Source organism: Kribbella sp. NPDC002412, from assembly GCF_053592935.1.
Window position 1 is genome coordinate 169,078 of sequence record NZ_JBSFBL010000002.1, and the last position, 13,189, is coordinate 182,266.

Below are 13,189 nucleotides of genomic sequence, written 5' to 3' on the forward strand. Positions count from 1 at the left end.
TTGCTCACGAAGTGTGCTTGTTACCACGTTGTTCTGACACATAAGGTCCACGTCAGGCTCTCGGTGTCACATGCCGCGACCTGGGGGGCACGCAGCGTTCGCACCACGGACCAACCGCCCGTGTGGACCCGCCTGCACCTCTGCACCAGATGACTCGGGGGAGTCAACTCGGGGTCGTTACCAGTGAGGGGCTGCAGAGATGTCACATCAACGAAGAAGGGGCCTTGCCAGATCCCTGGTGGGCGCCCTGGCGACGGTGGCCGTCGTCGCGACCGGGATGGCCGCCGCCGGCCAGGCCCAGGCCGCACCGCCCACCAAGCCCGAACAAGCGGCGAGCAAGATCAAGCCGGACCTGATGGCCAAGCTGGACGGCAAGGACGCCAAGGCCGCGACCGACTACTGGGTCCGGTTCGCCGCCAAGGCCGACCTGACCGCCGCCAGCCGGATCACCGACTGGAACGAGCGCGGCACCGCAGTCGCGGCGGCGCTGAAGAAGACCGCGGCCGACAGCCAGGTCAAGGTTCGCGCCGAGCTGGACGCGCAGAAGGTCAAGTACCAGTCGTTCTGGGGCACCAACGCGATCCGGATCAACAGCGGCACGCTCGAGCTGGCCCAGAAGCTGGCCGGCCACGCCGAGGTCGAGGGTCTGTACAACCCGGTCGCCATCGAGGTGCCGCCGGTCACGCCGGGCCAGCAGAACCACGAGATCAACGCGGTCGAGTGGGGTATCGCCAACATCAACGCCGACGACGTCTGGTCGCAGTACGGCGACAAGGGCGCGGGCATCGTCATCGCCAACATCGACACCGGGGTGCAGTACGACCACCCGGCGCTGGTGAACAGCTACCGCGGCAAGAAGGCCGACGGGACGTTCGACCACAACTACAACTGGTTCGACGCGGCCGGCACCTCGCCGACCGCACCGTCGGACGGCAACGGCCACGGCACCCACACGATGGGCACCATGGTCGGCGACGACGGCGCGAGCAACCAGATCGGCGTCGCTCCGGCGGTCAAGTGGATCGCCGCGAACGGCTGCTGCCCGAGCGACGCGGCCCTGATCAACTCCGGTCAGTGGATGCTCGAGCCGACCGACCTGAACGGGCAGAACCCGGACGCGAGCAAGCGGCCGGACATCATCAACAACTCGTGGGGTTCGCAGCTGCCCTCCAACGACCCGTTCATGGAGGACATCACCAACGCCTGGAAGGCGTCCGGCATCTTCGGCGCGTGGGCGAACGGCAACAGCGGTTCGCTCGGCTGCCAGAGCAGCGGGTCGCCGGGCTCCCTGGCCAGCAACTACTCGGTCGGGGCCTACGACATCAACAACAACATCGCGTCGTTCTCCGGCCGTGGTGTCGGCCAGAACAACACGATCAAGCCGAACATCTCGGCCCCGGGTGTGAACGTCCGGTCCAGCCTGCCGGGCAGCACCTACGGCAACTTCAACGGCACGTCGATGGCCACTCCGCACCTCGCGGGCGCCGTTGCCCTGCTGTGGTCGGCCGCGCCGGCGCTGAAGAGCGACGTCGACGCGACCCGCGCGTTGCTGAACAGCACCGCGATCGACAAGGCCGACGCCCAGTGCGGTGGCACGGCGGAGAACAACAACGTCTACGGCCAAGGCCGTCTGGACGCGCTGGCTCTGCTGAACGCCGCTCCGATCGGTGACACCGGCACCCTGGCCGGCACGGTCACCGCGGCGACCGGCGGCTCCCCGCTGGCCGGCGCGAGTGTGACGGTGAAGGCGGACGGCCAGCCCGACCGCGTCCTCACCACCAGCAGCACCGGCGCCTTCTCGTCGGTTCTTCCGGCCGGCAGCTACAACCTGACCGTGGCGTCGTTCGGGTACGTGACCCAGACCGACACCGCCACGATCACCACCGGCGCCACCACCACGAAGAACTACGCCCTGGCCAGCGCTCCGCAGGTCAACGTCGGCGGCACCATCTCGGACGGCTCCGGCCACGGCTGGCCGCTGTACGCGAAGGTGAGCGTCGAGGGTCCGGGCGGAGTGTTCGACTACACCACCCCGACCAACGGCCGCTTCAGCCTGAAGGTGCCGTCCAGCGCGGCGTACACGCTGAAGGTCGAGGCGCAGTACCCCGGTTACCAGACGGTCAGTGAGCCGATCACGGTCGGCACCGGCAACCTGACCAAGAACATCGCGGTCCCGGTCCGCACCGACGCCTGCAGCACGGCGCCCGGCTACCGGTACGGCTCCGACGGCGTCTACGAGACGTTCGAGTCCGGCGCCGCGCCGAGTGGCTGGACCGTCGTCGACAACAAGGGCAACGGCCAGGTCTGGAAGTTCGACGACCCGGGCAACCGGGGCAACCTGTCCGGCGGCAGCGGCAAGTTCGCGGTCGTCGACAGCGACGAGTACGGCGGCGGTGGCCAGCAGGACACCTCGCTGGTCAGCCCGGTCGTGGACCTGACCTCGGTCACCGCTCCGGTGATCCGGTTCAACCAGGACCTGAACTACCTCAGTGGCGAGAAGGCCGACGTCGACCTGTCGATCGACGGTGGCGCCACCTGGACCAACGTGCTCGCCCAGGCCGCGGACCTCCGCGGTGTCAAGGAGATCGCGATTCCGCAGGCGGCCGGCAAGTCCGCCGTGCAGGTCCGGTTCCACTACTACGACGCGCAGTACGAGTGGTGGTGGATCGTCGACAACGTGCTGATCGGCAGCCAGATCACCTGTGAGCCGACCGGCGGCGGCATCGTCGTCGGCAACGTGAAGGACGCCAACACCAACGGCGCCGTGAACGGTGCGGTCGTCACCCGCGACGGCAACGCCGCGGAGACCGCCACCACCGTGGCGACGCCGGAGGACACGGGCCTGGCCGACGGCTTCTACTGGCTGTACTCCTCGGAGTCCGGCGCGCAGGGCTTCACCGCCAAGGCCGGCAACTACGTCAGCTCGCAGCAGAGCGTGGACGTGGAGGCCGACTGGACCACCGCGGCCGACTACACGCTGGCAGCCGGCAAGCTCTCCGTCGCTCCGGGCAGCATCAGCGGCAACCTGAAGCTGCCGACCGGCAAGGTGACCAAGTCGTTCACCGTCACCAACACCGGCGGCGCGCCGGTCGAGGTGAAGTTCGGTGAGCGCGACGGCGGCTTCGTGCTGCAGAACGCGAACGGCACCACCACCAGCAAGACCCAGGTGCTGAACAGCACCGGCGCCCCGCTGCAGCGGCTCGAGGTCCCGACCTCGTTCGGCAGCAGGCTGTCGGGCAAGATGGCCGGCTCGCCGGCTGTCGCGAAGCCGCTCGCGGCTCCGTGGACCGACATCGCCGACTACCCGTCGACCGTGATGGACAACCGGGTGGTCAACCTCGAGGGCAAGATCTACTCGATTGCCGGTGGCAACGGTAGTGCGTCGACCGGGAACAGCTACGTGTACGACCCGGCCACGCTCGCCTGGACCGCCATCGCCCCGCTGCCGGGTGCTCGCAACGCCATCACCGTCGGCGTCGTGGGCGGCAAGATCATCGCCAGCTCCGGCTGGGGCGCCTCCGGTCCGGCCGCGGACACCTGGTCGTACGACCCGGGCGCCAACGCCTGGACCGCAGTCGCTCCGAACCCGGCTCCGCGGGCCGCGGCCGGTCAGGCTGTCGTCGACGGCAAGCTGTACGCCGTCGGTGGCTGCACGACCTCCGGCTGCCTCCCGATGAGCAACAGCGTCGTGCGGTACGACGCGACGGCGAACAGCTGGGAGACGCTGCCGAACTACCCGAAGTCGGTCGCCTTCGCGTCCTGTGGCGCCATCGACGGCAAGCTGTACTGCGCCGGCGGCAACGACGGCACCACCTCGGAGAAGTCGGCGTACGTCTACGACCCGGGCACCAACGCCTGGTCCCCGATCGCCCAGGCCCCGGCTGACCACTGGGCGGCGTCGTACGCCGTCGCCGGTGGCAAGCTGCTGGTCGTCGGCGGTGTCCAGGCCGGCGCGGTGACCAACGCCGGTATGGCGTACGACCCGGCGGCCGACGCCTGGTCGGCGCTGCCGAACTCCAACCTGCCGCGGTACCGCGGTGGCGCGGCGTGCGGCTTCTACAAGGTCGGCGGTTCCTCCGGTGGCTTCACCGCCACGGTGGACAGCGAGGCTCTGCCGGGTCTCGAGGACTGCGCCGAGTCGTCGGCGGACGTGAGCTGGCTGTCCATCGACAAGACCGAGGCCACGCTGGCCCCGGGCGCGTCGACGACGGTCAAGGTCACGCTCACCGCGAGTGTCGACCAGCCGGGTACCTACAGCGGGTCGGTCACAATCGGCGAGAACACGCCGTACCAGGTCGCCCCGGTGGGCGTGACGATGAACGTCACCCCGCCGACCACCTGGAGCAAGCTGCAGGGCACCGTCACGGGCGTCAGCTCGACCGGTGTCACGGCTCCGCTCCCGGGGGCGATCGTGCAGGTCGACTCGTGGGCCCAGTCCTACACCTTCATCACCGATGACGACGGCAAGTACGCCTACTGGCTGGACCGTCGCAACAACCCGCTCACCCTGATCGCCGCCAAGGACGGCTACAAGCCCCAAACCCGCACCACCCGCCTGCTCGCAGGCGAGCCGGTGACGGAGGACTTCGCGCTGAAGTCCATCAGGTAGTCCGGTAACGCAAGGACCGGCCCCACCCGGAAGTTCCGGGTGGGGCCGGTTCTTTGTGCCTCAGGTGGTGGGGAGGAGGTGGAAGCCGACGCCACGGACGGCGTGGATGGTGACGGTGGCGCCCAGGTTGGCCAGCTTCTGGCGGAGGCGCTTGACGACCGAGTGGATGTGGGAGCCGTGGCCCAGGTGCTCGTTGCCCCAGACGGCGTGGTGCAGGCGCTGGTAGGTCCAGACCCGGCCGGGCTCCTCGACCAGGCAGTGCAGGAAGTCGTGCTCCAGCCGGGTCAGCGGCACCTCCCGGTCCTTCCACCGCACGACCCGCCGGTCCACGTCCAGGTACAGCTCGGTCTCGGCCGCAGCCGGGCGCACTGCCTCGATCTGGGCAACGGAGGCAGTCGCAGAGACAGGCACTGAGACAGGCACGGCTGCCGGCTCGGCTCCGGGCAGCACAGCCGGAGTCAGTACGACGGGTCCCGCGGGTGACTCGAGCGCGGTGAGCTCGAGGAACGCCCGCGCCTGGTCCGCGCTCGACACCAGCAACAACGCCTCCGCACCCCCGAGCAGCCGGACGAGTTGCACCCGCTCGGCCGTGGACGTGGCCACCCCGATGATCAACGACGAATCCGACGACCTCTCCATCAGAGTCCCCTCCTGGTCAAACGCCAGGCACAAGTACCTTTTACGACGCGAAGTAAGTCAAGGGATTCCCCGCACCCTGGGCTGGCACAAATGCGACCTGTCCGAGACAGGACAAACGCAAGAGTGCGTCCGGGGCCGCCGCGGGGAACGGCGCGGCGGACCCGGACGCAGTACTGGGAGGGTCAGCCGACCGTCTTGACCGCGCTGATCAGGGTGCCGTTCGAGGTGTCACCGGACAGCTCCCAGAAGAAGGCGCCGCCCAGTCCCTGCTGGTTCGCGTACGTCATCTTGCTGCGGATCGTGGCGGGGGTGTCGTACCCCCACCACTGGCCGTTGCAGAACGCGTACGCCGTACCGCCGACGGTCCCGGTCGACGGGCAGCGGGTCGAGATCAGCTTGTAGTCCTCGATGCCGGCCTCGTACTTCCCCGGCGCCGCGCCGGTGGCCCGGCCGCCTGGTGCGGCCTGGGTGACCCCGGTCCAGCCGCGGCCGTAGAACCCGATCCCGAGCAGCAGCTTCGAGGCCGGGATGCCCTTCGACTTCAGCTTCTGGATCGCCGCGTCGCTGTGGAACCCGGCGGTCGGGATCCCGTTGTACGACGTCAGCGGCGAGTGCGGCGCGGTCGGGCCCTGCGGGCTGAAGGCGCCGAAGTAGTCGTACGTCATCGGCATCAGCCAGTCGAGCTTGCCGGCCGCGGCGGCGTAGTTCGTCGCGTCGATCTTGCCGCCGTTGGTGCCGTCGGCGGTGATCGCCGCGGTGACCAGGGCGGACGAGCCGAACCGGTTGCGCAGCGCGGTGACCACGTTGTTGAACGCGTTCGGCCCGGACGTGTCGCAGGTCAGTCCACAAGCGTTCGGGTACTCCCAGTCGATGTCGATCCCGTCGAACACGTCGGCCCAGCGCGGGTCCTCGACCAGGCTGTGGCAGGAGTTGGCGAACGCGGCCGGGTTCTTGGCCGCCTCGGTGAACCCGCCGGACCAGGTCCAGCCGCCGAACGACCAGACCACCTTGATGTTCGGGAACTCGCGCTTCAGCTTGCGCAACTGGTTGAAGTTGCCGCGCAGCGCGCCGGTGTCCCAGGTGTCGGCCACGCCGTCGACCGACGACGCCGCGTCGTAGAACTTGTCGTACGCCGCGTACGAGTCGCCGACCGCGCACCGGCCGCCGGCGGTGTTGCCGAACGCGTACACGATCGTGGTCAGCTTGGCCGCCGACCCGCTCGTCCTGATGTTCTTCACGTGGTAGTTGCGGTCGTAGACACCCCACTCGGTGAAGTAGCCGACCACGCGCTTGCCGGCCGTCACGGCCTGGGTGTCACTCGGTGCGGACGACCGGGCGGCGGCCGGCACGGCGCCCGCGCCCAGCAGGGCCATCGCGGCGGCGACGGCCAGGATCCGGATTCTCATGTGCGTGCCTCCATGGGGGCGGAAGAGGAACTGTCCGCACACTACCGAGCACGTCGGGTTAAGAAAAGAAGAAACCTGAATAAAAATGATCCCGTGATCATCACGACGCTCCCTGGACCGGCGTGCAGACTGCGCGCCGCGCGGAGTAATGTCCTCGCGCACGGTCATTCTTGACCGCATCCGACGGAGGAACAGTGCCCGGACTCGTTCGGCGGCCGATCGTCGTCTGGCTGCTCGCGGCCCTCGCCGTACCCGTGCTGCTGACAGCTGTGCTCATTCCGGCCAAGGCGGGCACCACCGAGGACGACCTCCGGGACCGGTCGGTCGCGGCGCTGCAGGCGCGCGGGATCAACGGCGCCGAGGTCGACGTGGACGGCCGGGACGCGACGGTCGCCGTACCGGCCGGTGTCGATCCGGGGCTGGTCGAGCAAGTGGTCGGAAGCGTCGAGGGCGTCCGCGCCGTCCGGGTCGAGGGTGGTACGCCGTCGCCGTCGCCAACGGCCACCGAGGCGCCGGTCGAGGAGTCCGCGGTGGGGCCGTTCGAGGTGGGCCGGACCGACAACTCGATCCGGGTCCGGGCCGCGGTCAAGGACCAGAACGTCAAGGACGCGATCGCCGCGCAGGTCGACAAGGTACTCGGCGCGGACCGCGAGTTCGACGACCGGACCACGATCGACCCGGCGACCGGGCTCGCCGACGCAACCGCGCTGGGGGCGCTCATCCACGCGCTCGCGATCGGGACCGGCGACGCGTCCGTGCGGTACGACGGCACCACGATCACGCTGACCGGGAAGGTGCCGGACCAGGCCACCAAGGCCACCGTCGCGCGGGCGGCGGCGAAAGCGGTCCCGGGTGCGGTGATCGCGAACCAGCTGCAGACGCCGGCGCCGCCGAAGACCGAGCTCAGCGAAGCGTGCCGGACGTTCCAGAGCCGGCTGTCGGAGTTCGGCCGGCAGCACACGATCATCTTCCTGTCCGGGACGTCGATCGTGAACAACGCCTCCAAGCCGACGGTCGTCAAGGCCGCTGCGCTGCTGAAGTCCTGTCCGACCGCGCGGGTCGAGATCGCCGGCCACACCGACAACCTCGGCTCCCCCGCCAGCAGCCTGCCGCTGTCCGAGCGGCGCGCGGCGGCGGTCAAGGCGACGCTGGTGCGACTTGGGGTCCCCCAGCGCCGGCTGCTCGCGCACGGGTACGGCGAGGCCTTCCCGGTCGCCTCCAACAGCACCCCGGACGGCCGGATCGCCAACCGCCGGGTGGAGCTACGAGTACTGCAAGGGAACTCATGAGTTGGCTGATCGCACAGACCTGGATCCTGCTGCTGGTCGCGTTCGTGCTCGGCAGCGCGAGCGCGTGGCTCCTGCACCGCCTGGTCTCGAGAGGGGCGCGCTGATGAGCTGGCTGCTGCGCCACAACTGGCTGTGGTCCCTGCTCGCCTTCCTGCTCGGCGCGGCGATCACCTGGTTCCTGCTGGTACGGCGCGAGCAACCTGCGCCGGCCGTGGTCGAGGAGCCGGCGGAGGAGAAGGAAGAGGTCTTGGTCGGCGCGAGCGTCGGCGCGGACACGGCGGCGGACACCAGGCCGGACACCAGGTCGGGCACCGCGTCGGACACCAGGTCGGGCACCGCGTCGGACACCAGGCCGGGCACCGCGTCGGACACCGTGTCGGATACCGGGTCGGCGCCCGTTGCCGACGTACGGCCCGAACCGGGGCCCACGTTCAGCCGGCGGATGGACGCCGAGCGGGTGGCCGAGCCGACTCTGTTCGACGACGAGCCGGCCGACACAGACGCGACCGAGCCGCAGCTGCCGGACGCCGTACCGCCTGGACGGTACGGTGAGGGCTCGGCCGATGCGGTGCCGCACCAGGGGCCGCCGGACGGGTTCACCATCAAGGGCAACGCCCAGTCGATGCTGTTCCACACCCCCGACTCGCCGTACTACGGCCGGACCAAACCCCAGGTCTGGTTCCGCACCGAGTCCGACGCCGAACGCGCCGGCTTCACCAAATACACCCGCCGCCCCCGCAAGTCAGCCAACCCCCACGACTGACCCCTGAGGAGACGCGCCGCCCGGCTTCACGTCCCGTCCGTGGTCGAGCAGGACGAGGACCCCGAGCGTGACTACGATCGCCCGAACACAGAGTAACCAGGAGGCGTGGTGCAGCGCGATATCACAGTTCCTTTCGTCATCACAGAGGACACCGTCGACGGCGGCTGGACCGCCTCCGCGGCGCTGACGCCGGATGCGTTCGCCAACGGTGAAGGTGAGACCCGAGAGGCGGCCATCGAGGACCTCAAGGCCGCGATTGCCTTGCTGGCCGAAGAGGTCGGCGTGCCCGAACAGCTCGTCGTGACTGTCGAGGTCCCGTAGTGGCGAAGAAGTTCCGCGACGCCGAAAGAGAGTCGAAGAAGGCAGGATTCAGGCCGGCCTGAACAACCCCAGCAGGACAGTGCGCAGCAGGCGCGGCGGCTGGCCAACGAAGGCGTAGCCCGCCCGGGCGGCGGGCAAGGCCGCAGCGGCTCCGGCGCACAAAACCGCCAGTCCGGCAAACAACAATCCCGAGGCAGACGCACCGGCCGAGACGGCCGAAGCTGACTGCCCGACGAAGAGGAGTACCGGCCAGTGCAGCAGGACGTAACCGTCCCCTACACCGTCGAGCAGGACGAGAACGGCGTCTGGTGCGCGTATGCCCTGCTGAAGCACGACGCCGGGGCGAACGGTGAGGGCGCGACGCCGGACGAGGCCGTGGACGATCTCCGCGAGGCGCTGACCGGGCTGATCGAGGTCGTCGGCGTCCCCGAGACGATCACCGTCACCGTCGAGACGCCCTGATGGGATCCGAAGGGGCGCTCGAGGGCGGCGAGGACAGTCGCCCGCAGTCGGCCGAGGACGTGCAGAAGAAGTCGCCGGCGCCGGCCGCTGACCTGGAGAAAAGCGTCGACGCCGCCCGGACCGGGATGGCTGACGCGCGCGGGGCGACAGGCGCGAGAGGGGTCCGCGGACGGGCTGGTGGGCGGCGGCGTGCGACGTCTGCTGCCCGGGAGAACAAGGGGCGGACGCCGCGCTGACGCGGCGGCTCGGGCAGTGCCGGATAGGGCGATGAGGCCCCTATTTGCTTGTACTGGCAAACGGGCGTCAGACTGAGCGCAACGCCTGGCCGGAGCCGCCCACCCCATGGCGTCACCACATCACCCGGACGACAACCGGACACATCGTGCGGTCCTCCCAATTCGACTGCGACCGAGTACGAACCCCGAGACGGGGTATGGGAGACCAGTGCACGCCCGGGAAAGTCCACCCACGCTGCCGCCACGGTCCGTGGCGGCAGGCCGCAGTACCGCTAGGTTTGGAGACACCCGATGGAGGTGAGCGTGACCGACATGCTGCCGGAGCAGCACCACGGACTGACGAAGAGTGACCCGCTGTGGTTCAAGCGGGCCGTCTTCTACGAGGTCCTCGTGCGGTCCTTCAAGGACTCGAACGCCGACGGCATCGGCGACCTGCAGGGCCTGACCGAGAAACTCGACTACCTCGAGTGGCTCGGTGTGGACTGTCTCTGGTTACCCCCGTTCTACCCGTCGCCGCTGCGCGACGGCGGCTACGACATCTCCGACTACACCGGAGTGATGCCCGAGGTCGGCACGATCGCCGACTTCGCCGCGTTCATGGAGGCCGCGCACGCGCGCGGGATCCGGATCATCGTCGACTTCGTGATGAACCACACCTCCGACCAGCACCCCTGGTTCCAGGCCTCCCGGGAGGACCCGGACGGCCCGTACGGCGACTTCTACGTGTGGTCCGACACCGACGACAAGTACTCCGACGCCCGGATCATCTTCGTCGACACCGAGTCGTCGAACTGGACCTGGGACCCGGTCCGCGGCCAGTACTTCTGGCACCGGTTCTACTCCAACCAGCCCGACCTGAACTTCGAGAACCCGGCCGTCGGCGACGCGATGATCGAGGCGCTGAAGTTCTGGCTCGACCTCGGCGTGGACGGCTTCCGGCTGGACGCGGTGCCGTACCTGTTCGAGACCGAGGGCACCAACTGCGAGAACCTGCCGCGCACCCACGAGTTCCTCAAGCGGGTCCGCAAGGAGGTGGACGCGAACTACACCGACCGCGTCCTGCTCTGCGAGGCGAACCAGTGGCCGGCCGACGTGGTGGAGTACTTCGGGGACCGGTCCTCCGGCGGTGACGAGTGCCAGATGGCGTTTCACTTCCCGGTGATGCCGCGCATCTTCATGGGGGTACGGCGCGAGTCGCGGTTCCCGATCTCGGAGATCCTGGCCCAGACCCCGGAGATCCCGGACACCTGCCAGTGGGGCATCTTCCTGCGCAACCACGACGAGCTCACGCTCGAGATGGTCAGCGACGAGGACCGCGACTACATGTGGGGCGAGTACGCGCAGGACCCGCGGATGAAGGCCAACATCGGCATCCGCCGCCGGCTGGCCCCGCTGCTGGACAACGACGTGAACAAGATGGAGCTGTTCACCGCGCTGCTGCTCAGCCTGCCCGGCTCGCCGATCCTGTACTACGGCGACGAGATCGGGATGGGCGACAACATCTGGCTCGGCGACCGCGACGGCGTCCGGACCCCGATGCAGTGGTCGCCGGACCGCAACGCGTCGTTCTCCACCGCGACGCCGGGCAAGCTCAGCCTGCCGGTCATCATGGACCCGGTCTACGGCTACCAGGCGGTCAACGTCGAGGCCGAGATGGAGAACGCCTCGTCGCTGCTGCACTGGACCCGGCGGATGATCCAGACCCGCAAGCAGCACCCGTGTTTCGGCATGGGTACCTTCACAGACCTGGGGGGCTCCAACCCCAGCGTGCTGTCGTACGTCCGCGAGTTCGGTGACGACGTGGTGCTGTGCGTGAACAATCTGTCGAGGTTCCCGCAGCCGATCGAGCTGGACCTGCGGCAGTGGCAGGGCGTGGAGCCGGTCGAGCTGCTCGGCGGGGTGCACTTCCCGACCATCGGGGAGTTGCCCTACCTTTTGACGCTCGGAGCGCACGGTTTCTACTGGTTCCGGCTGCCGGTGCACAAGCCGGCTGACCACGAGGAGAGCATGTAGTGACTTCCCATCTGGACCAGGTCCAGTCCTTCTGCGCGAGCCAGCGGTGGTTCGGTGAGAAGGGACACGACGTCCATGTCGACGCGATGGCCACCTCGGTGTGGCTGTCCGCCGAGGACGCCTGGCCCGCGGTCCGGATCGGTTTCGTCTACTGTTCCGGTCCGCCCGGGTCGGACATCCCGATCCGGGTGTACCAGCTGCCGCTCAGCTACCACCGCGAACCGGTCGAGAACCTCGGCCACGCGCTGGTCGGCGAGTGGGTCGAGCAGGACCTCGGCGACGCCGAGGTCTGGGTGTACGACGCCCTGCACGACAAGGAGGCCACGCCGTACTGGCTGGAGGGTCTCACGCACGGACGGCAGCTGGACGGGCTGGAGTTCCATCCCGTCCACGCTCCGGAGCACGCGACCGTCGTTCCGGAGGACGCGCGGTCGCTGGTGCTGACGGTGGAGCAGAGCAACACGTCGCTGGTGTTCGGCGACGTGGCGCTGCTGAAGGTGTTCCGCCGGCTCGAGCCGGGCAGCAACCCCGGGGTCGAGATCGAGTCGGCGCTCACCGAGGCGGGGTCGGAGCTCGTCCCGGAGGTGCTCGGGTCCGCGCGGGGCAGCTGGCCGCGTGCGGGCGGCGGGACCGACTCCGGCGAGCTGGCGATGATGACGGCGTTCCAGAAGAACGCGACCGACGGCTGGTCGTTCGCGACCTCGTCGGTGCGGGACCTGTACGCCGAGGCGGACCTGCACGCCGAGGAGGTCGGCGGTGACTTCGCGGCCGAGTCGCACCGGCTCGGCGCGAGCACGGCGCAGGTGCACTCGGAGCTGGCCAAGGCGCTCGGGACCGACATCTGGGAGCCCGCGAAGCTGGTCGAGCACGCCGCGGCGATGCGGCGCCGGCTCGACGCGGCGGCCGCGGCGATCCCTGAGCTGACGCCGTACGCGCCTGGTCTGGCCCGGGCGTTCGACGCGCTCGCGGCGTACGACCAGCCGGTCACGGTGCAGCGGATCCACGGTGACTTCCACCTGGGCCAGGTGCTGCGCACGATCGACGGCTGGAAGCTGATCGACTTCGAGGGTGAACCGGCCAAGTCGCTGGTCGAGCGGAGGGCGCTGGACACCCCGATCAAGGACATCTCCGGAATGCTGCGGTCGTTCGACTACGCGGCCCGGTCGCTGCTGGCCGACCACATGGGCGACCAGCAGATCGCGTACCGGGCAGCCGAGTGGGCGAGCCGGAACCAGCAGGCCTTCTGCGACGGGTACGCCGAGGTCGCGGGCACGGATCCGCGGCAGCAAGGGGTGCTGCTGAGCGCGTTCCTGGCCGACAAGCTGGTCTACGAAACGCTGTACGAGGCCCGCAACCGGCCGTCCTGGCTGCCGATCCCCCTGGCCGCGGCCGCGCAGCTGGCCGAACAGTGATACCCCCGCTGCGCTGAGAGTTACAGAGCGTGGGCGAGC

General features: G+C 69.2%; 10 protein-coding genes. 8 read left to right on the forward strand and 2 right to left on the reverse strand.

All coding sequences use genetic code 11. From position 1 onward, the window contains the following. The first annotated feature begins 256 nt into the window (after positions 1 to 256). Positions 257 to 4,609: a S8 family serine peptidase gene (locus ACWCOV_RS02600; protein WP_449827455.1), complete on the forward strand. Its 4,353-nt coding sequence runs from the start codon at positions 257 to 259 to the stop codon at positions 4,607 to 4,609. A gap of 60 nt (positions 4,610 to 4,669) precedes the next feature. Here ACWCOV_RS02600 and ACWCOV_RS02605 read toward each other — a convergent pair whose 3' ends face one another. Together ACWCOV_RS02605 and ACWCOV_RS02610 are read right to left on the reverse strand one after the other, a co-directional pair. Continuing rightward, positions 4,670 to 5,248, reverse strand: a complete 579-nt coding sequence (locus ACWCOV_RS02605; RefSeq protein ID WP_449827456.1) for a winged helix-turn-helix domain-containing protein — start codon at positions 5,246 to 5,248, stop codon at positions 4,670 to 4,672. A gap of 182 nt (positions 5,249 to 5,430) precedes the next feature. Beyond that, positions 5,431 to 6,654 carry a glycoside hydrolase family 18 protein gene (locus ACWCOV_RS02610; protein WP_449827457.1) on the reverse strand — a complete coding sequence of 408 codons (1,224 nt, stop codon included), beginning with the start codon at positions 6,652 to 6,654 and terminating at the stop codon, positions 5,431 to 5,433. 194 nt (positions 6,655 to 6,848) lie between these two features. Here ACWCOV_RS02610 and arfA point away from each other — a divergent pair, with 194 nt between their 5' ends. The 7 genes from arfA (at position 6,849) to ACWCOV_RS02645 (ending at position 13,150) form a co-directional block, all read left to right on the forward strand. Then, a complete protein-coding gene (gene arfA, locus ACWCOV_RS02615; RefSeq protein ID WP_449827458.1) occupies positions 6,849 to 7,943 on the forward strand; it encodes a channel-forming protein ArfA/OmpATb in 1,095 nt (364 codons plus the stop codon). Between the two features lie 103 nt (positions 7,944 to 8,046). Then, on the forward strand, positions 8,047 to 8,706 hold the full coding sequence (locus ACWCOV_RS02620; protein WP_449827459.1) for a sunset domain-containing protein: 660 nt from the start codon (positions 8,047 to 8,049) through the stop codon (positions 8,704 to 8,706). 108 nt (positions 8,707 to 8,814) lie between these two features. After that, positions 8,815 to 9,027 carry a hypothetical protein gene (locus tag ACWCOV_RS02625; protein ID WP_449827460.1) on the forward strand — a complete coding sequence of 71 codons (213 nt, stop codon included), beginning with the start codon at positions 8,815 to 8,817 and terminating at the stop codon, positions 9,025 to 9,027. A gap of 252 nt (positions 9,028 to 9,279) precedes the next feature. Further along, positions 9,280 to 9,489: a hypothetical protein gene (locus tag ACWCOV_RS02630; protein ID WP_449827461.1), complete on the forward strand. Its 210-nt coding sequence runs from the start codon at positions 9,280 to 9,282 to the stop codon at positions 9,487 to 9,489. Then, complete coding sequence (locus ACWCOV_RS02635; protein ID WP_449827462.1) at positions 9,489 to 9,725, forward strand: hypothetical protein; 237 nt, start codon at positions 9,489 to 9,491, stop codon at positions 9,723 to 9,725. Before ACWCOV_RS02630 ends, ACWCOV_RS02635 begins: the two co-directional genes overlap by 1 nt. 291 nt (positions 9,726 to 10,016) lie before the next feature. After that, entirely contained in the window at positions 10,017 to 11,738 is a 1,722-nt protein-coding gene (gene treS / locus ACWCOV_RS02640) for a maltose alpha-D-glucosyltransferase (protein ID WP_396387407.1), read from the forward strand. Next, the gene (locus ACWCOV_RS02645) at positions 11,738 to 13,150 is read left to right on the forward strand and encodes a maltokinase N-terminal cap-like domain-containing protein (protein ID WP_449827463.1); all 1,413 of its coding nucleotides are present in this window, start codon (positions 11,738 to 11,740) and stop codon (positions 13,148 to 13,150) included. The genes treS and ACWCOV_RS02645 overlap by 1 nt, the downstream gene beginning before the upstream one ends. Positions 13,151 to 13,189: the final 39 nt, after the last annotated feature.